The organism is Nonomuraea sp. NPDC050547 (assembly GCF_044457345.1).
GTDB lineage: Bacteria > Actinomycetota > Actinomycetes > Streptosporangiales > Streptosporangiaceae > Nonomuraea.
In genome coordinates this window covers 337,219-358,374 of sequence record NZ_JBITGW010000004.1, presented here as the reverse complement: position 1 = coordinate 358,374, position 21,156 = coordinate 337,219, and the positions used below count along the sequence as shown (strand labels likewise).

The following is a 21,156-nucleotide window of genomic DNA, read 5'->3' as shown; positions in this document are numbered from 1 at the left end:
GCTGAAAGGGGCCTGGCGACCACATGGTCGCTAGGCTCTCTTTTTGTTGCCTCCGCCCCATTTGTCCCAGGAGCCCCCATTGTCAGCTGAGGTCGAGACTCCGGCCGAAGAGAACCCCCAGTACGGCATGCCGGGCAAGCCGCTGGCCCGCGGGCCGTTCCTGTTCGGACTGATCGGCGGGCTCGGCGTGCTGACCGCGATCGCGATCGGCCAGATGGTCGTGCGCTCGCTGAGCGTCATCATCCTCATCACGGTCGCGATGTTCCTGGCGGTGGGACTCAACCCGGCCGTCGAGGCCCTTCAGCGGCGCCGCCTGTCCAGGCGGACGGCGATCGGGATCGTCTTCGCCGGCGTCATCGTGGCGTTCGCCTTGTTCGGCGTGGCCATCGTGCCGCCGGTCAGCCAGCAGCTGGCCGACTTCGTCAGCGCGGTGCCCGGCTACTTCACCGAGCTCGGCAACAACCCCACGCTGCGCGCGCTGGAACAGGATTACCAGATCCTGTCGCAGCTGCGCTCATTCTTCACCGGCTCCATGGCGACCACACTGGCCAGCGGCATCATGGGCGCGGGGCTCGTGGTGGTGGACGGCCTGTTCACCACCGTGACGCTGCTGGTGCTGATGCTCTACTTCCTCGGCTCCCTGCACACGATCAAGGTCTACCTGCTCACGCTCGTGCCGGCCACGCGACGCGAACGTACCGGAGCGATCACCGAGGAGATCCTGAGCGGCATCGGCGGCTACGTCGCCGGCAACGTGCTCATCTCGGTCATCGCGGGCGTGCTGAGCTGGATCTTCCTGACCATCGCGAACGTGCCGTACGCCCTGGCGCTCGCTCTCATCGTCGCGCTCACCGACCTCATCCCCCTCGTCGGCGCGACGATCGGCGCGGTGCTCGTGACCGGCGTGGCCCTGCTGGGCTCGGTCCCCGCCGGCATCGCCTGCGCCATCTTCTTCGTGATCTACCAGCAGGTCGAGAACTACTTCATCTACCCCCGCGTCATGAAGCGCTCGGTCGACGTGACGCCCGCGGTCACGGTGATCGCCGCGCTGTTCGGCGGCGCGCTGCTCGGGATCGTCGGCGCGCTGCTGGCCATCCCGGTCGCCGCCGCCATCTCGCTGATCATCCGGGAGATCGTCCTCCCCCACCAGGCCCGGAACTGACGAAGTCGGCCACCGCGGCGTTGAACGCCTCGGGCTGCTCGACCGCGCTCAGGTGCCCGGCCTTCTTGATGATCTCCAACCGCCCATCCGGTACGGCCCGCGTCATCGCCTCCGCGTCGGCCACCGGCGCGAGCTCGTCCTCCTCGCCCACGATCGCCAGGAACGGCACCTTCAGCCCGCTCAGCGTGTCGAAGGAGTCCGGCCTGGCGGCCATCGCCCGCTGCGCCCAGGCCACCGCCGCGGGCGGCGCGGCCTGCACCAGCCCGCGTACGCGCCCGAACACCATGGCCCGCCGCTCGCGCGTGGTCCGCCCGATGAGCGCGGGCAGCACCTCCTCGACCAGCACGCCGGGGCCCTCGTCGAGCACCCGCAGGGCGATGCGCTCACGGTTGTCGCGGGCCGCCTCGGGGTCGGGCGAGGCCTTGGTGTCGGCCAGGATGACGCCGAGCAGCCGGTCGGGGTGGCGCCGGCAGAAGGCCATGGTGACGTAGCCGCCCATGGACAGGCCGCCGACGACGGCGCGTTCGACGCCTTCCGCGTCGAGCATCGCGGCGACGTCGTCGGCCATGGCGTCGACCGACGGCTCGTCGTCACCGAGCCGCGATCCGCCGAACCCCCGCAGATCTGGCGTGATCACCCTGCACGAGGCGGCCAGCCCTTCGCGTTGGGCCAGCCACATCGCCGAGGAGAGGGGAAAGGCGTGGAGCAGGACGACCGGGACACCGCTCCCGGCTGATCTCGTGTAGAGCTGCACGGACTCACGGTAGTCCGCTTCGTTCAGGTTGTCGTCAGACCGCCGTCGATGAACAGGACTTGGCCTGTCATATAGGCAGAGGCCGGACTGGCCAGAAATACGGCGGGGTGTGCCATCTCCTCGGCGGTGCCCCAGCGGGCCATCGGAACCGAGGCGATGGTCGAACGGCTCGCCGCCTCGTCCTGCCAGAGGTTGCGGTTGAGGTCGGTGGCCGTCCAGCCGGGGCACAGCGCGTTGACCCGGACGCCCGCGCGGGCCCATTCGATGGCCAGGGACTTGGTGAGGGCGACCAGCCCGGCCTTGGCGGCGGCGTAAGGCGCGAGGAAGGGCGCGCCCCTGGCGGCCGCGGAGCCGACGTTGATGACCGAACCGGAGCCTCGCTCCAGCAGGTGCGGCGCGATGGCGTGGCACACGGACACGGCCGAGTCGAGGTTGAGCCGCATCAGCTTGTCCCAGCCGGACAGGCGCAGATCCTTGAACTCCACCAGGAAGTTGGAGCCTCCGGCGTTGTTGACCACGATGTCGACGTGCCCGAGCGCCTCGATCGAGGTGCGCACGGCAGCGGCGGCGGCCTCCCTGTCGGTCAGGTCCGCGGGAACGGCGAACGCGCTCCTGCCAAGCTCGGAGATCTCCTTGGCCACCTCGCCCAGCGACTCGGCCGAACGGGAGACCAGCGCCACGTCCGCGCCCGCCCGCGCGTAGGCGAGCGCGATGGCTCTGCCGATGCCCCGGGATGCTCCGGTGACCAGAGCCTTCTTGCCGGTCAGATCGAACGCGTCCACGCCCGCCTCCTCGCTCTACAGAACATCGTTCTACAGGGCGAGCTTAGCCTTCCGGCACCTCGGTGGGCAGCGGGTGGCGTTCCGGATTCACCCGCTTGACGATCTCGTTCAGGGCGATGCGCACGTAGGGCTCGCCCACCCACAGATGCTTGGCCCCCTCGACCGCCACCACCTCGGCCTGGGGCACCCGGGCGAAGCGCCTGCGCGCCTCCTCCGGCCGCAGGTAGTCGTCGAACTCCGGCACCAGCACGGTCATCGGCCGCCCGAACTCCGCCCACGCGTCGAGGTCGGTGTCCACGGCCCTGTGCAGCGGCGGCGACATGAGGATCGCGCCCTCCACCAGCGGGTCGCGCGCCCACTTCAGCGCCAGCTCGGTGCCGAAGGACCAGCCGACCACCCACACGCGCGGCAGATCGTGGTACTCGGCGTACTCCAGCGCCGCCGCCACGTCGTAGCGCTCGCCCTCGCCGCCGTCGAAGGCGCCCTCGGAGGTGCCGCGCTCGGAGGAGGTGCCGCGGGTGTTGAAGCGCAGCACCGCCAGATCGGCCAGCGCGGGCAGGCGGTTGGCCGCCTTCTTGTAGACGTGGCTGTCCATGAAGCCGCCGTGGGTGGGCAGCGGGTGCAAGGTGACGAGCGTCGCGACCGGGTCGCGGCCCTCGGGCTGGGCCAGCTCGCCGACCAGGGTCAGTCCGTCACCGGTGTGCAACTCGATCGGCTCACGCCGGGCGGGCAGCACGCTCGCCGCGCGGATCTCCACATCGTTCCTTTCAGTAACGGCTACGGCCGGGACCGCGGTCCAGTCTCTTGCGCCAGCAGGCCGTGTGCCAGTGCCGCCGCTCCTCGTCGCCGCCGGTCCAGTTGGGCCAGCTCACCAGATGCGGCTGGCCCGCCTTGATCTCCTGGTCGCAGCCCGGACAGCGGTAGTCCTTGGCGGCTCCGGCGCCGCTGAGCATGCGTACCTTCCACTCCCCGTCCGGCCACTCCTCCACCCGGTCGGTGGTCGAGGGGAAGGCGTTGGGGCGGGTCGACTCCTTGCGGCGGGCGCGGCGGGGGCTCATGCGCGCGGGAACGTCTGCAGGCCCGCGGTGACCAACTGGTCGAGCAGGGGCGCGGGCGCGTAGGACGGCTCGCGGTACTCGGCGTAGAGGGCGCGCAGGCCGTCGCGCACCTGCCGCGGGCCGATGCTCTCGATCATCTCGAACGGCCCGGCCGGATATCCGCAGCCCAGCCGCATGGCGTTGTCGATGTCCGCGATCGAGGCGTAACCGGACTCGTGCATCCTGACCGCGTCGTTGAGATAGGGGAAGAGCAGGGCCTCGACCACGAACCCCGCCCGGTCCCCGCAGGGCACCGGGGCCAGGCCGAGCACCGTCATCAGGCCGACGGCGGCCGTGGTCGCCGCCGGGGCGGTGAGCACGGTCGAGACGACTTCGGCGACGCTCTGGCCCACGAGGTGGATGCCCACCACGCGGGACGGGTCGGCATGCCGTACGGCGTGCTCGATCACGGGACGCTCACCGAGCCGCAGCACGACGTCGGGCGTGTCGGACTCGCCGAAGCCCGCGGCGGCCAGCCGCGCGGCGAGCTCCTCCGCGCCCTCGCCGCGGACCAGGACCCGTGTCGCGGACGCCTTGCCCGGCTCGCCGGGAACGGGCTCCCCGCCGTGGAAGCCGCGACCACTTTTGCGGCCGAGCAGTCCGGCGGTGACCAGTTCGCGCAGGACGGGCGCGGGCGCGTGGCGCGACGAGCGCGTCTCGTCGAAGAGCACCCCCATGACCTCGTAGGAGGTGTCGAGCCCGATGAGGTCGAGCAGCGCGAACGGGCCCATCGGCAGCCCGGCGCCCTTCCTCATCGCCGTGTCGATGTCGTCGCGCGCCGCGACGCCGCGCTCCAGCAGCACCGCGGCCTGGTTGAGGTACGGCAGGAGCAGCCTGTTGACCACGAACCCGGCCCGGTCGCCCACCACCACCGGCGTCTTGCCGAGAGCCCGGGACAGGTCCGCGATCGACTCCGGCAGCCCGTCGTCCGTCATGACCGTGCCGATCACCTCGACCAGCTTCATGATCGGCGCCGGGTTGAAGAAGTGCATGCCGATCACCCGGCCGGGCCGGCCCGTCGCGGCGGCGACGGCGGTCACCGACAGCGACGAGGTGTTGGTGGCCAGCACCGTGTCCGGCTTGCAGATCCGGTCGAGGTCGGCGAACAACGCGATCTTGTACTCGAGGATCTCGGGGATCGCCTCCACCACCAGGTCCGCGTCGGCGAGATCCTCGCGCGCGGTGGTGAGCGTGATCCGCCCCAGGATCGCCGCACGCTCCTCGGCGCTCAGCCGCCCCTTGTCCAGCGCCCGGCCGGTGGACCTCTCCAGGTGCCCGCGCCCCCGCGCGAGCGCCTCGGGATCGGCCTCGACGCCGATCACCCGTATCCCCGCACGCGCGAACACCTCGGCGATCCCCGCACCCATCGTGCCAAGACCGACCACTCCCACCTTTTCAAACGCCATGCCCCCCAGTTTTCCAGAGCCGGTAGGGTGGGCCGTCATGCGGCTGGTCATCGCGCGATGCAGCGTGGATTACATAGGACGGCTCACGGCACACCTGCCGATGGCGCCGAGGCTGATCATGATCAAGGCGGACAACAGCGTGAGCATCCACGCCGACGACCGCGCCTTCAAGCCGCTCAACTGGATGAACCCGCCCTGCAAGCTCAAGGAGGACGGCGACACCTGGACCGTCACCCACGGCAAGACGGGCGAGAAGCTGGTCCTGACGATGGAGGAGATCCTCCACGACTTCTCCCACGAACTGGGCGTGGACCCCGGCCTGATCAAGGACGGGGTGGAGGCGCACCTGCAGGAACTCCTAGCCGAGCACATCACGACGCTGGGCGACGGGTACTCGCTGATCCGCCGGGAGTACATGACGGCGATCGGGCCGGTGGACATCCTGTGCCGGGACTCATCGGGCGCGACCGTCGCGGTGGAGATCAAGCGGCGCGGCGAGATCGACGGGGTGGAGCAGCTGACCCGCTACCTCGAACTCCTGAACCGCGACCCGCTGCTGTCGCCGGTGCGCGGGGTGTTCGCTGCCCAGGAGATCAAACCCCAGGCCCGGGTGCTGGCGACGGACCGCGGAATCAACTGCGTCACCCTGGACTACGACGCGCTGCGCGGCATCGAACCCGAGAACCCCACCCTCTTCTAGCACGGTCCTCGGACGGGGCGCTGCGCGCTGACGGTCCTCGCGAGAGGGCGCGACGCGCCAGGGCTCTCGGGCTCCCCTTAGCGGGGGGCCAAGCCCCCCCGACCCCGCCCCCGGACCCCCACGGTCCTCGCAAGGGGGCGCTGCGCGCCATAGACGCTCGGGCTCCCCTCAGTGGGGGGCCAAGCCCCCCACGACCCCCTGCCGGGGGCCCGCCCCCGGACCCCGACCGTTGCCCGGGCACGGTCAGCGAAAGACCTTCGGCCGAAGCCCTGGCATTTGACCAAGAGCCAGCACCCGATCGGGATGGGCGCGGCCGGCCGGGCCTGTGCGACTCCGCCGAGCCGTGCAGTCCGTGCCCGGCCCCCGGCTGTCGGGCGGTCGCAAGCCTCAGCGGCCAGCCACCCACGTCCCGGCGACACCCGGGCCCTCCGCGACCCCGGAGCCCCGGCGAGCCGCCGCCGGGCTTTGACGAGCGGGCAGACCCGCCAGTGCCTGGTTGACACCGATGGCGACCACCCTGGCGGCGAGATCTACCCGCTGCCAAGCTCCCGGCTCCCCCGCGCCATGGTCGAACGCGCAGCGATCTCGCAGGTGTTGTCGGATGCGAAGAACTACCCGGCGACGAAATCCCCGATCTTCGCGCCCCCGGTCTCGGAACCCGGTCCATGCGAACGCCATCAACCCGGATCGGTTCTTTTGCCAACTTTCCCAGCGACCGAGAAACGGCGTGTCGCCGTTTAATCGACGGCCGGCGCGGATAGATGGGCGCAGAACTTTCCAAGAGGCGAAGGCGCGGCACGTGTACTGATCTGAGCAGAGGGTATTCGACGTACTACGCGGATCTCGCGGAACCGGATGCCAACAGAATCAGCGCGTGGAGATAGGCGGACAACGCCCCGCGCACGAAGAATCCGCCCCGCCGGGTTGTGGCTTCGGAATGGTACGCCTTTTGGCGGCGCCTCTTTTCAGATACAAGGAAACGTTTCATGAGCGCTCAGGATTCCAATCTCTCGTCGACCGGATTCGACTATGTCGTCGCGGTCACCCAGGACAGCGTCAACAGCACCCTGGCGGAATATCTCTACGGCGGCCTGCCGGAAGCCATCCTGTGCTACGTATACGACGGCGACCAGCCGGTCCCGATCGACTTCGCCACCTTCGTGGCCAACGCCGGAAACACGGATCCTTTCACCGTGCCCGACGGCACGCCTTCATCAGACGCGAGAGTGCAGAATCTCAACAACGCCTATTTCGCGTTCGCCGTCAAGGCGAAGCTGGGCCTTCCGCCCGGTGTCGATCCCTCGTCGCTGCCGCCGATCATCGCGCTGAAGCCGGGGCAGTCGAATGTGACGTACACGCTGATGTTCTCGGAGTTCGTCGCGACGGAGCTCCTCTTCGGTCCGCGCGATTCGATGACCTGGTTCAACCAGGCGCAGCCGTCCGGCACGAGCTGGACCTTCTCCGGCGCCGTCGACCTGGACTTCCAGGACGCCTCCTTCGAGAGCCTTCCCCCGGACGTGCAGAACCGGCTCAAGGGCGTGGGCGACCCCGACATGTTCGGCGTCCAGCAGCTCTACTACGACCTGAACAGCTCCGACCTGGAGCAGGGCTTCCAGTTCAGCGACCAGCCGTCCAACAGTGTCCTCAACGCGTTCATGACGAGCGACTTCATCGACACCTACTGGAAGGCGCTCGATGGCGGCGAGGTGCTCGGCTATGCCGCGAAGCAGGTGACGGCCACGTCGCCGTCCTCGATCGCGGTGACGGACGTGAACTTCTTCACGCCGGACGCCGTCGGCTCGGACGGCGCTCCGCTCACGCTGAACTACCTGTGCGCCGCCAACGACGACCAGCTTCCCGACACCACGCACGCCGGGTTCGGCTGGAACTGGATCGAGCCGGGCGAGGTGTCCCAGTACGACGGCGTGGCCGCCCTGAACAGGAACACGTTCGCCGGCTATCTCCTCAACACCTTCAACGGCATTCAAACCCTGTCCGAATACATCGGGACGAACTGCCTGACCACGGACGTGACCCTCCAATGCAAGGCGCCGGACGTCTACTACTATTTCAATCTCTGGTACACGACGCCGACGATAACCTTTCCGGCGTCCGGGCCGACCATCATCTCCGTCGCATTCAGCAGCACCGCTTCCGACGAGTGCGGCGGCCCCCTGCTCGGCGGGTCGATGGAACTCGACAGCACGTACGACTTCTCCGTGAGCGTCCAGGGCGACACGATGACCATCACCCAGCATCTCGTCATCTACACCTATATCAGATGCGCGGGGAGCGGCGCCGGCGGCAATATCGTCGACAAAAGCATCACGGACGTCTACTCGATTGGGGTGGACGACACCGGAAGCGTCGTGGTCTCCCCTCCGCATTCGAGCGTGGCCGACAAGTCGCAGACGCCCGGGCAGAACGGCTTTCTGAACTTCTTCACCGGGGTCAACCAGCTCCTCGATTACACGAAGCAGTACACGCAAGGCTGCTTTGCGACCGCTATGACGGACATTCCGGTCTCGTTCGTGGAGAACTTCGTCTTTCCCGGCGGAACGACGTTCTCATTCAGCGACGCCGTGTTCTCCGACAACCAGGACCTCGTCGCGCACATCACGTACGCCGACCCGACGCGGTGAATACCCGTTCCCAATCGAAAGCGCTGAAGGTCCCATGAAGATCTCATTCGACTCCGAACTGATGGAGAACCACAAGGCCGCCGTGGTCATGGCACCCGACCAGGCCTTCGAGGTGCTCCAGTCGCAGAACGGCGACGCGCTCTTCTTCTCGATCGGCACCGACGACGTCTGCTACCTCACCCGCGAGGTGACCGAGACCCCGACCGGCTGGAACAGGATCGACCTCAGCGGCGCCCTGTCGGCCCGGAACGGCGGCGCCCCGGTGACGGCCAAGGCGTTCGCCGTCACCCAGAACGCCCAGACCCTCGCCATCGACCTCGCGCTCGTGGTGACCGTCAACGGCGCGGACATCCTGTATCTCTCCCTCGGCAACGCGAACACGGAGGCGGCCTGGGCCGACGGTGTCACCTGGACGGCCGTCCCGTTCGACGCGGGCACCGCGCCGGACCCGCTCACCATCGCCGACGTGAGCATCATGAACGGCCCCGGCACCGTCGAGAACATCTTCGTCGACGTCATCCGCGTGCCGGGCGACTCCCTGGAACTGCTCGACCGCTACTACATCACGCCCGGCGGTTCGCCCCAGTGGAACCCGCACAAGCTCGCCGCCGACTTCGCCGCGAACAGCATCGTGAACTGCCTCGGGCAGCGGGAGAACGACCCGATTCCCGGCATCTACACCTTCGGCACGATCGGCGGTGAGCCCCAGCTGCTCTTCACGCCGCAGTACAACTACTTCGCCGCCAAGAACGCGCCCAACCGGGACGCGCCCGACCCCGCCCGGCTGACGCCGCCGGCGGGGACCAGCACGATCGCGGCGGCGCTCAACGGCTCCGGCGTGACCAACCTGTTCGTGTCCGCCGGGGACGGCCTGTACCTGTTCACGCCGGACAACCAGCACGACATGGCCACGCCGGTCCAGATCGTGGCCGGCGGTCTCCTGGCCGGCGCCACCACCCTCGCCGCGGCGAGCGACGCCGACGGCACCGCGGTCTGGGGTCTCGGCCCGCAGGGCACCCTGTGTTACGTGCGCTGCGCCGCGGGCGGCGAGGCGGACCCGGCCGCGTGGTCGGCGCCGGTGCCGCTGCTGCCTTCGGCGGCGCGGTTCGCGTTCTTCCTGAACCTCGGCGCCGGCAACAACGTCCTGTTCGCCGACCTGGACGGCCAGGACCTCGTCCGGCTCACCCAGGATCCCGTCACCACCGACTGGCTCCAGCGCTCCATCCTGTTGCCCGCCACCGACCCGGACGACGTGATCACGTACAACACCTTCACCACCCACGTCGCCGTCACCGACGACGACGGTCTCGCGGCGCCGAACACCAATGTGGCGGTGACCGCGACCAGTCCGGTGAGCGTCTACCTGGACGACGTCTACCACCTGCTCTCACCGGCGGTGCCGGTGAACGCGACCACCGACGCGACCGGGGTGCTGACCGTCGTCCAGGAGACCCAGTCCCTGGCCGCCGTCTGCTTCCGTGTCGTCCTGTCCGACACACCGGGCGTCGTGGCCGACGTCAATCCCATGGCCAACGCGATCGCGACGCTGAACGCCGTACAGACCGGTGACGACCTGCGGGCCGTCGTGGTCACGAACGCGGACGGCTCGCGGGCCCCGCTCGTGCCCTCCAGCATCGGCACGGCGGACGGCGACAGCGCCGCCAAGGCCCTCGCGCAGTTCATGAACATCAATTCCGGACTACCGCAGGACGGCTCCCGGCAGCGTTCCGGCGGCGACTCCGCCACCCGCCGGGCCGCCGTGCCGCAGGTGTGGGGCCTCTCGTTCGCCGGCGGCGGGCTCACCTACCACGAAGGGCCCGAAGCCCAGGCGGACGGAGCGTCGGCCATCTCGGTGGCGATGGGTGACTTCTTCTCCTGGCTCAAGGACTGCTTCGACGACGTCGTGAGCTTCGTCGTGCAGGAGGCCGAGGGCGTCTACCACTTCCTCGCGACGATCGCGGGCGAGGTCTACGACGTGTTGCTCGACTGCGTCGACGCGGTGGTGCACGCGGTGGAGTTCGTCTTCAACAAGATCAAGGTGTTCTTCGAGGATCTGATCAAGTGGCTGGGCTTCCTGTTCGTCTGGTCGGACATCGTCCGCACGCACAACGTGCTGAAGAACATCTTCACGCGGTACGTGGCGAAGAGCATCGACGGGCTCGGCGACGCGCGAACCCGGTTGCAGCACGCGTTCACCGATGTGCAGGGGTACGTCGACTCGTGGGCCGGTCTCCCCGGCGACATTCCACCGAGCCTGAGCGGCACCACCCGCGGCGGCGTCATGGCGTCCGGCCCGGCGGTGCCCGACCAGAACAGCCCGCAGAGCAACTGGGGGCTGCACCAGCTGAAGAGCAACGCGTCCAACGGCACCACGACCGCCCAGCCCAACCAGGGGGTCACGGGCGACGTGGCGGCCACGCTCCAGCCGCTGGTGGACGCCCTGAGCCGGGAGGAGGAGGTCTTCCAGCAGGCACTCGCCAGCTTCAAGAGCAACATCATCGACAAGATCGACCAGATCTCGTTCGCCCAGATCGTCACGGAAGTGATCGCGATCATCACCGACGCGTTCCTGGAGAGCGTCGAGAACATCCTGCTCGCGGCGCTCGACGTGCTGGCCGAACTCGTCGACGGCGTCATGGACATCCTCACCGCGACCATCGAGATCCCCGTCCTGTCGTGGCTCTACAGGAAGGTCTCCGGCAACGACCTGAGCCTGCTGGACGCGGCCTGCCTGGTGGCCGCCATCCCGGTCACGATCGGCTACAAGCTCATCGCCGACGAGGCGCCGTTCCCTGACGACGCCACCACGGCCGCGCTGATCGACGCGCCCGATTTCGCGGCCATCCAGCGGATCTGCAACCCAGCCGACAGCCGCTCCGCCATGGAGGCCGGGCAGATCTCGAGCTCGACCAACAAGGTCCTGGCGCTCACCGGCGGCGTCTGCGCCATGGCCGGGGCGGTGGCGGTGAGCGTGCTGCAGCCGCTGGCCACGAAGGCCCGGCAGTTCAAGGTGGTCACGCAGGCCTTCCCGGTCCTCAACAGCCTGGCGTGCGTGTCGTACTGGGTCTACGTGGCCCCCGACGTCATGGGCCAGATCCAGGATCTGAAGGACCAGAAGTGGTGGGCCATCACCAACCAGGCCCTCACCGATCTCATGGTCGTGAAGTCGCTCGTGGACCTGGGCGTCGGGCTGACCGCGCAGGACTCGGGCGCGAGCAAGGTATGGGGCCCGGCGTCTCCCTGGGTGGACTTCGCCGAGAACATCATGTGGGAGGTGCCGACCATCGCCGCGACCGTCGATGAGGAGAACCAGAACACGATCGGCGTTCTGAACGGCTGGGCCGGAACCTGTTTCGACGGCAGCGGCGTCCTGTCGCCGTTGCTGGCGGACGACGAGGAACCCGTCACCTGGGGCATCGCGGTCGGCGCCGCGACCCTGTTCAACCTCGCCTACGGCTCGATGTCCTGCGCGGCCGGGTCCCTGGCGTACAAGTCCTGAACCACGCATATATTCCAGCATTGACAGGTCACATATGAAGCTTCTATGTTCGACCTATCATGATAGGAGTATCGGCATGAAGAAGGCTTACCTGACGGGCCATCTGGCTCCCGTTCCCGATGAGGTCGACGCCTACGACCTTCCTGTGGAGGGCGCGCTGCCGCCCGAGCTCACCGGTCGCTACTTCCGCAACGGTCCCAACCCGCGCCCCGGCGAGGACCCCGGACACTGGTTCGCCGGGCACGGGATGATCCACGGCATCCGCCTGCGCGACGGCCGGGCCGAGTGGTACCGCAATCGGTGGGTGCGGACCACGAAGTTCACCGACGGGACCGATCTGGTCGGCGACAAGGGTGTCGATCTGACCGCCACCCAGGCCAACACCCATGTGATCGGGCACGACGGCCGCATCTTCGCGCTGAACGAGGTCGGCCTGCCGTACGAGATGACGCCCGAGCTCGACACGGTCGGGCCGGTCGACTTCCAGGGGAAGCTGGCGACGGCGATGACCGCGCACCCCAAGCAGGACCCGATCACCGGTGAGCTGCACTTCTTCGGCTACGGCTTCTTCCCGCCCTTCCTGACCTACCACCGGCTGTCGGCGGGGGGTGAGCTGGTGGAGACGAAGGAGATCGAGGTTCCGGGCTCGACGATGATGCACGACTTCGCGATCACCGAGAACTACCTGGTCTGGCTGGACCTTCCGGTCACCTTCAATCTGGAGCGCGGCATGGGCATGCCCTACGCCTTCGACGAGGGGTACGGCGCGCGGATCGGGCTGACGCCGCGGGCGGGCGGGATGACGCGATGGTTCGATGTGGATCTGTGCTACGCGTTCCACGTCGGCAATGCCTGGGAGGACGCCGAGGGCCGCGTGGTGCTCACCGCCGCCCGCTACACTGCCGACGTCTTCGTCGACTTGTGGGAGCACATCGCCGGCCGGGCCGACGCCGCCCGCCACGCCGCGGGCACGATCAGCGCCTCCCTGTACAGCTGGACGCTCGACCCGGCCACGGGCAAGGTGTCGGAGGAGCCGCTGGACGACCGCAACATCGAGTTCCCGACGCTGAACGAGCACCGGCTCGGCCTCGGCAGCCGCTACCTCTACACGGTCGGCGACGACCAGATCATCAAGTACGACCACCGGAGCGGCGCCGCCTCCGCCCTGGCCACGGGCGGCGCCACCGGGGAGGCCGTGTTCGTGGCGGCCGAGGGCGCGCGGGCCGAGGACGAGGGCTGGCTGCTGTCGATCGTCACCTCGGGCGAGGCCTCACGCCTGCTCGTGGCCGACGCACGCGACCTTTCGGAGGTGGCGTCGGTACGGCTGCCGCGACGGGTCCCCGCCGGCTTCCACGGATCCTGGCTGGAGGACTGAGCTTCATGGAGATCGTGACCGCCGAGAAGGCGAGCGGCTTGGAGGAGATCGGCGAGGTGCTCGGACGGGCGTTCGCCGACGACCCGGTGATGGAGTGGATGATGCCGAGGGCCGCGGACCGGCCCAGGATGTTCGTGGCGCTGGCCCGCTACATGCACGACGTGGTGGAGGTGGCCCGCGACGGGAGCGGCGCGGTGACCGGGGCGGCGCTGTGGGATCCGCCCGGCTTCACGCCCGACCTGGAGACGGGCGGGTCCGCGCTGCTGGAGGTCATGGGCGACCGGGTGGTGTACGGCATGCGGCTGGAGGAGGCGTTCGCCGGACACCGCCCGAAGGAGCCGCACTGGTATCTCGCCCAGATCGGCACCGATCCGGCGGTCCAGGGCACCGGCGTGGGCGGGGCGCTGCTGCGTTCCGGGCTGGCCCGGTGCGCGGGGCTGCCGGTCTACCTGGAGAGCAGCAAGGAGGCGAACATCCCGATCTACGAGCGGTTCGGCTTCGCCGTGACCGAGGAGATCAAGCTGCCCGACGGCCCGGCGGTGTGGGGAATGCTGCGCCCGGCCGTCCTCTGAACGGAGGACAACGGGGTCGGTCGGCCGAAGGTGTCGCAGATCCGGGTAAATCCGGATCCTTGACTCCATGGAGACCGCAGTGCACGTCCGCGGACTCGCCAAGCGCTACGGCGCGTTAGAGGCGGTCCGCGGCATCGATCTGGACATCCACCGGGGCGAGACCTTCGCCCTTCTCGGCCCCAACGGCGCGGGCAAGTCGACCACCATAGAAATCCTCGAAGGGCTCAGGAAGCGCGACGGCGGCGAGGTCAGCGTCCTGGGCGCCGACCCGCACCGGCCGACCCGCGCCTGGCGCGCCCGCGTGGGCATCGTCCCTCAGACGGCCGGTGACGTGGCCGAGGTCTCGGTACGCGAGATCGTCACCCACTTCGCCCGCTTCTACCCGGCCCCGGCCGACCCCGACGAGGTCATCGACCGGGTGGGCCTGGCCGAGAAGGCGAAGGCGCGCGTGGCCAAGCTCTCCGGCGGCCAGCGCCGCCGCCTCGACGTGGCACTGGGCCTGATCGGCAACCCCGAGCTGCTCTTCCTGGACGAGCCGACCACCGGCTTCGACCCGGAGGCCCGCCGCCGCTTCTGGGAGCTGATCAGGAATCTGGAGGACACCACGATCCTGCTCACCACGCACTATCTCGACGAGGCCGAGGAACTGGCCGACCGGGTGGCGGTGATCGCGGGCGGGCGGATCGTGGCCGAGGGCGCGCCGCGTACCCTCGGCGGGCGCGCGAGCGACGAGGCCACGGTCACGTGGGCGGACGGCGAGAAGCGCACGGCGACGCCGACCAGGACGATCGCCGAGCTCATGGGCCGCTACGACGGCGAGATCCCCGAACTGCGCGTCACCCGGCCCACTCTGGAGGACGTCTACCTGCGCCTGCTGGAGGAGTCATGATCGCGCTGTCGAGAGCCGCCTTCGAGCTCAAGATCTTCTTTCGCGCCCGCGACCAGGTCGTCTTCACCTTCTCCTTCCCGATCGTGCTGCTGGTGCTGTTCAGCGCGATCTTCGCCGGGACCTTGGACGGAACGAACGTCACGGTCTCGCAGCTCTACGCGGCGGCGCTGATCAGCGCGGGCGTCCTCAGCGTCAGCTTCCAGAACCTCGCCATCAGCATCGCGGTCGAGCGTGAGGAGGGCGGGCTCAAGCGGCTGGCGGGCACGCCGATGCCGAAGAGCTCGTACTTCGCCGGAAAGGTGCTGAGCGTTCTGGTCATCGCGGCCATCGAGGTGGCGCTGCTGCTGGCCGTGGCGGTGTTCCTGTACGACCTGGAGCTGCCCTCCAGCCTGGTCGGCTGGCTGACCTTCTCCTGGGTACTGGTCCTGGGGCTGGCGGCCGGCAGCCTGCTCGGGATCGCGGCCAGCAGCGTGCCCAGCTCGGCCAAGTCCGCGGCGGCGGTGATCACGCTGCCGTTCGTGGTGCTGCAGTTCATCTCCGGGATCTACATCCCCTTCACCGAGCTGCCGCCCTGGCTCATCGACGTCGCCTCGGTCTTCCCGCTGCGGTGGGTGGCCCAGGGCTTGCGTTCGGTGTTCATCGGCGACGGCGGGGTGGCGCTGGAGATGGCCAGGTCGTATGAATTGGGCAAGGTCGCCCTGGTGCTGGGCGCGTGGACGGTCGGAGGCCTGGCGCTGTGCCTGATGACGTTCCGGTGGAAGAGCCGCCGCGACGGCTGAGTCCCGCGGGCCCCAACGTCTGGGAGAGCCTGCGCGGCTGGGAGTTGCTGCTCGTCGTCACCACGCTGATCCCGGTGGTGTTCGCGCTGGCCGGCGACTTCTCGGCCAGGGAGAAGGCGATCGTGGCCGGATGCCTGCTGACCACGATCCCGCTCTACGTGTTCGTCGGCCGGCCGGGCATCATCGCGGAGGACCGGCGCAGGAGCGTGCTCTACGTGGCGCTGCTGATCGTGCTGTTCACCCCGGCCGCGCTGACGATCCCCGCGATCTCGTTCTCGCTGTTCGGGCTCTGCTCCATGTGCTACCTGGCGCTGCCCGCCAAGGAGGCGACGATCGCCAGCATCCTGTTGTGGACGGGACCGGCGATCACCGTGGCCGACCGGGAGGATCCGCTGGGATCGGCCTTCAACCTGATCGTGGTCATGACCGTGGTGGTGTTCTTCTCCGGGACCATGGGGCTGTGGATCGAGCGGATCACCAAGCAGAGCAAGGAGCGAGCGGCGCTGATCGAAGAACTTGAGGCGAGCAGGGCCGAAGTGGCCAGGCTCTCGGCCGAGCGCGGGGCGCAGGCCGAGCGCGAGCGGCTGGCCGGGGAGATCCACGACACGCTGGCGCAGGGGTTCACCAGCATCATCATGCTCGTGCGGGCGGCGCAGCGGCAGCCGGATCCGGACCGGCATCTGGCGCTGGCCGTACGGACGGCGCAGGAGAACCTGGCCGAGGCGCGCGCGTTCCTCTCGGCGCTCGCGCCCGCGCCGCTCGACGACGCCTCGCTCGTCGAGGCGCTACGGCGGATCACCGAGCGGATGGGCGACGAGATCGGGATCGGCGCGCGCTTCGAGGCGTGCGGCGCGGCGCGGCCGCTGGCCACCCGCACCGACGTGGTGCTCATCCGCGCGCTTCAGGAAGGGCTGGCCAACGTGCGCAAGCACGCCGCCGCGCGGTCCGTGCGCGTGGCTCTGGAGTACGGCGAGCGGCAGGTACGCCTGAGCGTGGCCGACGACGGAAGAGGATTCCGGGAGGAGAGCGTCGGCTTCGGCCTGCGGACCATGCGCGGCAGGGTCGAGCAGGCCGGCGGCACGCTGACGCTCACCAGCGCACCGGACGCGGGGACGACGCTGACCGTGGAGGTGCCGGCGTGATCAAGCTCCTGATCGTGGACGACCACCCGGTGGTCAGGGAGGGCCTGCGCGGCATGCTGGACGGCGACCCCGGCCTCGACGTGGTCGGCGCCGCCGCCTCCGGCGACGAGGCGGTCGCGCGGGCCCGCGAACTGGCCCCTGACGTGGTGCTCATGGACCTGCGCATGCCCGGCGGCGACGGCGTGAGCGCGACCGGCCGCATCCTGGCGGACCACCCGGGGATCCGGGTGATCGTGCTGACCACCTACGAGAGCGACCAGGACATCGTGCGCGCGGTCGAGGCCGGCGCGGCGGGCTACCTGCTGAAGGACACCAGCGCCGAGGACCTGGTGGCGGCCGTGTACGCGGCGGCCAGGGGCGAGACGGTGCTGTCGCCGTCGGTGGCGACCAAGCTGGTGACGCGGATGCGCGGCCCGGCGCAGCAGGCGCTGACGCCGCGCGAGGCGGAGGTGCTGGCGCTGGTGGCGCGCGGGCTGACCAACGCCGAGGCGGGCCGCCGGTTGTTCATCAGCGAGACGACGGTGAAGACGCACCTGCTGCGGATCTTCGGCAAGCTCGGCGTCTCCGACCGTACCGCGGCGGTCACGACGGCCATGGAGCGCGGTCTGTTGTAAGCGTTGATTTACCGGCTTATCGTGGCGGCCATGACGACGCTGACGTTCGACTCCCTGAACCCCGCGACCGGCACGGTCGTGGGCAGCCATCCCAAGCAGGGGCAGGAGGCGGTCCACGCCGCCGTCGGCCGCGCGGAGGAGGCGGCCGCCTGGTGGGCGGGCCTGGGCGCGGCCGAGCGGCGCCGCCGGCTGCTCGACTACAAGGCCGTCATCACGCAGAACCTCAGGCAGCTGGCCACGCTCGTCCACGAGGAGACCGGCAAGCCGGTGGGCGACGCCACGCTGGAGATCGTGCTGGCGATCACCCACATCGACTGGGCGGCGCGCAACGCGGCCAAGGTGCTCGGCCGCCGCCGGGTCTCCCCCGGCATGGTCGGCCTGAACCTGGCCGCCACGCTGGAGTACCTGCCGCTGGGCGTCGTCGGCGTGATCGGCCCGTGGAACTACCCGGTCTTCACGCCGATGGGCTCCATCGCGTACGCGCTCGCGGCCGGCAACGCGGTCGTCTTCAAGCCCAGCGAACTCACCCCCGGCGTCGGCGTACGGCTGGCCGAGCTGTTCGCCGAGTCGGTCCCCGAGCACCCGGTCCTGCAGACGGTGACCGGCCTGGGCGAGACCGGCGCGGCCCTGGCGGGCGACCCGAGGGTGAAGAAGATCGCCTTCACCGGCTCGACCGCGACCGCCAAGCGGGTCATGGCGGCCTGCGCGCAGAACCTCACGCCGATCGTGGCCGAGTGCGGCGGCAAGGACGCCTTCATCGTGGACGCCGACGCCGACCTGAAGGCGGCGGCCGACGCGTGCCTCTGGGGCGCGCTGTCCAACGCCGGCCAGACCTGCGTGGGCGTGGAGCGGGTCTACGTGGTGGACGCGGTGTACGAGCCGTTCATGCGGGAACTGGCCGAGCGGGCGAGATCGGTCAAGGCGGGCAAGGACTACGGTCCGATCACCATGCCGGGGCAGATGGACATCATCCGCCGGCATATCGATGAAGCCACCAAGTCCGGAAAAGTCGTGACTGGTGGGCCGGAGTCGGTCCGCGCGCCGTTCGTGGACCCCGTCATTGTCGAGGACGTGCCCGAGGACTCCCCCGCCGTGCGCGAGGAGACCTTCGGCCCGACCATCACCGTGCGCCGCACCCGTGACGCGCGGGAGGCGCTGGAGCTGGCCAACGCCTCGGCGTACGGGCTGGCAGGAACGATCTTCTCCAAGAACTCCCGGCGGGCCATGGAACTGGCCAGGCTGATGCGCAGCGGAATGACCGCGATCAACTCAGTCATCTCCTTCGCGGGCGTTCCCGCGCTACCCTTCGGTGGGGTCGGTGACTCGGGGTTCGGCCGCATCCACGGCGCCGACGGACTGCGCGAGTTCGCCAGGCCCAAAGCCATCTCCCGGCAGCGCTTCGCGATGCCCGGGATGAACCTTACGTCCTTCTCCCGGGGCACCGACGAGCTTGAGCGGCTGATCAGGCTTGTCACGTTCTTGCATGGACGACGTAAGAGGTGATCTGCCCGCTCTTTCCGAATACAGATCATCCGTCCATAATTATGTGCTCTGGGGGCCACGATCATGTTGGACGGGTGGAATGTGAACCGGTCTTACCGGGGAATGTCGGCTGAGCAAAGGCTGGCAGACAGACGCGAGCGGCTCATGACAGCTGCGTACACGCTCTACGCTAAGCCGGGCTTCTCGGCTACAACGATCGAAAGGCTGTGTTCGGAGGCGCGGATCTCCAACCGGGCGTTCTACGAATGTTTCGGCGGGCGCGAGGAACTCCTTCAGGCGCTCCACGAACGATGCGTCGAGGAAAGCCTCGCCGTCGTCGCCAAAGCGTTGCAGGATGCGCCTCAGACGCTCGACGGGAGAATCGGCGCGGGAGTACGCGCCTATATGGAATTCGCCACGGCCGACTGGCGCCGTGCCCGCATCATGCACCTGGAGGTGCGCAGGTCGGGAGATGTGCTGGCGGCATCCCGGCAGCGCGCCGTGGCCTCCTTCGCCAGGCTCGTGGAGGAGGCCTCCGCCGAATTCCCGCAGGCGGCGAAGATCGATCGGCATCTGCTGGCGCTCGGTGTGATTGGAGCGCTGCAAGAACTTCTCATCGAATGGATCCTCGCCGAGGAGCCGAAGGAACTCGAAGAGCTGGTCCAAGTCGCTGTTCACATCTGTGGACGGGCACTCGGTGCGTCGTGAGCATTTGATGACAGAACGTGATTCTATGGCGGAGTGCTTCGGGGGATAATCGCGGCGCTAATCGGCATCTGCGTAGCTTTGGGAACGACGGCGTGCGGCGACGTCACGGCACAACCATTGCCCGGCAGGCTCGGTTTGTCCGCACCCGTCAACCCTCGGCCCAGCGAAACACGTACACGAAAGTCGCCCTCCCCCGGCGGCCGGAGTTCGTGGTGCGCGGAGAACAGCTGCCGCCTGCGCCGGGGAGAACGCCCGCCCCAGTTCGTGGTGATCTCCTTCGACGGGGCGGGGGTGGACGGCCAGGGCTGGTTCCCGGTCTTCCGCAGGGCCGCCGAGCGCCACCAGGCCAAGCTGACGTTCTTCCTGTCGGGCGTCTACCTGCTGCCCGCCGACCGGCGCGAGCAGTACCGGCCGCCGGGCCGGCCGCGCGGCAGCTCCGACATCGGCTTCCAGAGCCCCTCCAGGATCGCCGGCCAGGCGGCCGAGCTCACCGCCGCCTGGAACTCCGGCCACGAGATCGGCACACACTTCAACGGCCACTTCTGCGGCCCGACCGGCGTCTCGTCGTGGTCGGCCACCGACTGGCGCAGCGAGATCGAGCAGTTCTACGGCTTCGTCGAGAACTGGCGGCGCAACTCCGGCCGCACCGACCTGCCCGAGCTCCCCTTCCGCATCCGCGAGGCGGTGTCCGGCGGCCGCACACCCTGCCTGCAGGGCGATCGCGAGGCGATGTTCACCGCCTTCGGCAAGTACGGCTGGCGCTACGACGCCTCGGGCACCGGCGAGGTCCGCTGGCCGCACAAACGCTCGGGGCTGTGGCAGTTCCCACTGCCCAGCATCCCGCTTCCCGGCAGCGGGACTCGCGTGCTCGGCATGGACTACAACTTCTTCACCGTGCACAGCGGCGCCCGGAGCGGCGAACGGCACAACTGGCGGCGCTGGCAGCGTCAGACCACCGACGCCTACATCGGCGCGGTACGGCGTTCCCTGCGCGGCGACCGCGCCCCGGTCTTCATCGGCAACCACTTCGAGTCGTGGAACGGCGGCATCTACATGCGGGCGCTGATCACGCTCATGAAGGAGGTCTGCACACGCGACGCGGTGAGGTGCGTCTCCTTCGAGCAACTGGCCGGCTGGCTGGACGCCCAGACCCCGGCGACGCTGGCCCGGCTCCGGGCCAGGGTGTAGAACCGGTCACGCCACCGCGGCGGCGGGCACTTCCACGTGCAGGACCCGGTTCAGCCGAGTCACCGCGAGCACCCGCATGATCCGGGGCGGCACCCGGCGCAGGACCAGGCGGCGTTCCGCGGCGAGCGCGCGCCGATGCGTGCCCACGAGCACTCCGAGGCCGGTGGCGTCGATCATCTCCAGCTTGGAGAGATCCAGGATGAGATCGCCCGTGCCCGAGTCGACCGCGTCGTGCAGCCGCTGGCGCAGCCCCGCCGAGGTCCCGGCGTCCAGCCGGGAGCCGATCCGCACCACCTGGGCCCCAGGCTTACCCCGGACGCGCATGCCACCTCCCCAACTCACGCTCCGCGATGATCGTCACGCAA

Annotated in this window: 20 protein-coding genes; 13 read left to right on the top strand and 7 right to left on the bottom strand. The window is 69.2% G+C overall.

The features are described from left to right. Window positions 1-79 precede the first annotated feature (79 nt). Window positions 80-1,162, top strand: coding sequence for an AI-2E family transporter (locus ACIBHY_RS12385; protein ID WP_397253279.1), 1,083 nt, complete (start codon window positions 80-82; stop codon window positions 1,160-1,162). On the opposite strand, the gene ACIBHY_RS12380 is transcribed toward ACIBHY_RS12385, so the two are convergent. From ACIBHY_RS12380 to ACIBHY_RS12360, 5 genes are read right to left on the bottom strand one after another with little or no spacing between them, the layout of a single operon-like run. Continuing rightward, entirely contained in the window at window positions 1,122-1,916 is a 795-nt protein-coding gene (locus ACIBHY_RS12380) for an alpha/beta fold hydrolase (protein ID WP_397306702.1), read from the bottom strand. The genes ACIBHY_RS12385 and ACIBHY_RS12380 overlap by 41 nt on opposite strands. 23 nt (window positions 1,917-1,939) lie before the next feature. After that, a complete protein-coding gene (locus tag ACIBHY_RS12375) occupies window positions 1,940-2,698 on the bottom strand; it encodes an SDR family NAD(P)-dependent oxidoreductase (protein ID WP_397253275.1) in 759 nt (252 codons plus the stop codon). 43 nt (window positions 2,699-2,741) lie between these two features. Then, on the bottom strand, window positions 2,742-3,455 hold the full coding sequence (locus ACIBHY_RS12370) for an alpha/beta hydrolase (RefSeq protein WP_379609129.1): 714 nt from the start codon (window positions 3,453-3,455) through the stop codon (window positions 2,742-2,744). Between the two features lie 10 nt (window positions 3,456-3,465). Then, window positions 3,466-3,756 (bottom strand): ATP/GTP-binding protein, encoded by a 291-nt coding sequence (locus tag ACIBHY_RS12365; protein WP_184965901.1) that lies wholly within the window; start codon window positions 3,754-3,756, stop codon window positions 3,466-3,468. Beyond that, the gene (locus ACIBHY_RS12360; protein ID WP_397306701.1) at window positions 3,753-5,201 is read right to left on the bottom strand and encodes a 3-hydroxyacyl-CoA dehydrogenase; all 1,449 of its coding nucleotides are present in this window, start codon (window positions 5,199-5,201) and stop codon (window positions 3,753-3,755) included. The genes ACIBHY_RS12365 and ACIBHY_RS12360 overlap by 4 nt, the downstream gene beginning before the upstream one ends. 37 nt (window positions 5,202-5,238) lie before the next feature. On the opposite strand from ACIBHY_RS12360, the gene nucS reads away from it, so the two are divergent. Together nucS and ACIBHY_RS12350 are read left to right on the top strand one after the other, a co-directional pair. Beyond that, window positions 5,239-5,901 carry an endonuclease NucS gene (gene nucS / locus ACIBHY_RS12355; RefSeq protein ID WP_184965905.1) on the top strand — a complete coding sequence of 221 codons (663 nt, stop codon included), beginning with the start codon at window positions 5,239-5,241 and terminating at the stop codon, window positions 5,899-5,901. Between the two features lie 986 nt (window positions 5,902-6,887). Further along, window positions 6,888-8,543 (top strand): hypothetical protein, encoded by a 1,656-nt coding sequence (locus ACIBHY_RS12350; protein ID WP_397306700.1) that lies wholly within the window; start codon window positions 6,888-6,890, stop codon window positions 8,541-8,543. Here the strand turns inward: ACIBHY_RS12350 and ACIBHY_RS12345 are convergent. Further along, the gene (locus tag ACIBHY_RS12345; RefSeq protein WP_397306699.1) at window positions 8,469-8,702 is read right to left on the bottom strand and encodes a hypothetical protein; all 234 of its coding nucleotides are present in this window, start codon (window positions 8,700-8,702) and stop codon (window positions 8,469-8,471) included. The genes ACIBHY_RS12350 and ACIBHY_RS12345 overlap by 75 nt on opposite strands. On the opposite strand from ACIBHY_RS12345, the gene ACIBHY_RS12340 reads away from it, so the two are divergent. From ACIBHY_RS12340 to ACIBHY_RS12295, 10 genes are all read left to right on the top strand, one after another. After that, entirely contained in the window at window positions 8,656-12,042 is a 3,387-nt protein-coding gene (locus ACIBHY_RS12340; protein WP_397306698.1) for a hypothetical protein, read from the top strand. The two genes, ACIBHY_RS12345 and ACIBHY_RS12340, sit on opposite strands and share 47 nt — an antisense overlap. A 76-nt stretch (window positions 12,043-12,118) precedes the next feature. After that, window positions 12,119-13,417, top strand: coding sequence for a carotenoid oxygenase family protein (locus ACIBHY_RS12335; protein ID WP_397252553.1), 1,299 nt, complete (start codon window positions 12,119-12,121; stop codon window positions 13,415-13,417). A 5-nt stretch (window positions 13,418-13,422) separates the two neighbouring features. Continuing rightward, window positions 13,423-13,989, top strand: a complete 567-nt coding sequence (locus ACIBHY_RS12330) for a GNAT family N-acetyltransferase (protein WP_397252552.1) — start codon at window positions 13,423-13,425, stop codon at window positions 13,987-13,989. A 67-nt stretch (window positions 13,990-14,056) separates the two neighbouring features. Further along, window positions 14,057-14,878, top strand: a complete 822-nt coding sequence (locus ACIBHY_RS12325; protein WP_397306697.1) for an ABC transporter ATP-binding protein — start codon at window positions 14,057-14,059, stop codon at window positions 14,876-14,878. After that, complete coding sequence (locus ACIBHY_RS12320) at window positions 14,875-15,657, top strand: ABC transporter permease (RefSeq protein WP_397252550.1); 783 nt, start codon at window positions 14,875-14,877, stop codon at window positions 15,655-15,657. Before ACIBHY_RS12325 ends, ACIBHY_RS12320 begins: the two co-directional genes overlap by 4 nt. Continuing rightward, a complete protein-coding gene (locus ACIBHY_RS12315) occupies window positions 15,615-16,799 on the top strand; it encodes a sensor histidine kinase (RefSeq protein ID WP_397306696.1) in 1,185 nt (394 codons plus the stop codon). Before ACIBHY_RS12320 ends, ACIBHY_RS12315 begins: the two co-directional genes overlap by 43 nt. Then, complete coding sequence (locus ACIBHY_RS12310) at window positions 16,796-17,413, top strand: response regulator (protein ID WP_397252548.1); 618 nt, start codon at window positions 16,796-16,798, stop codon at window positions 17,411-17,413. Before ACIBHY_RS12315 ends, ACIBHY_RS12310 begins: the two co-directional genes overlap by 4 nt. A gap of 30 nt (window positions 17,414-17,443) precedes the next feature. Beyond that, entirely contained in the window at window positions 17,444-18,916 is a 1,473-nt protein-coding gene (locus tag ACIBHY_RS12305; protein WP_397252547.1) for an aldehyde dehydrogenase family protein, read from the top strand. 144 nt (window positions 18,917-19,060) lie between these two features. Next, window positions 19,061-19,603 carry a TetR/AcrR family transcriptional regulator gene (locus ACIBHY_RS12300; protein WP_379609115.1) on the top strand — a complete coding sequence of 181 codons (543 nt, stop codon included), beginning with the start codon at window positions 19,061-19,063 and terminating at the stop codon, window positions 19,601-19,603. A gap of 264 nt (window positions 19,604-19,867) precedes the next feature. Next, a complete protein-coding gene (locus ACIBHY_RS12295) occupies window positions 19,868-20,791 on the top strand; it encodes a hypothetical protein (RefSeq protein ID WP_397306695.1) in 924 nt (307 codons plus the stop codon). A gap of 6 nt (window positions 20,792-20,797) precedes the next feature. Here the strand turns inward: ACIBHY_RS12295 and ACIBHY_RS12290 are convergent, their stop codons facing one another. Beyond that, window positions 20,798-21,115, bottom strand: a complete 318-nt coding sequence (locus ACIBHY_RS12290) for an STAS domain-containing protein (protein ID WP_397252545.1) — start codon at window positions 21,113-21,115, stop codon at window positions 20,798-20,800. Window positions 21,116-21,156 lie beyond the last annotated feature (41 nt).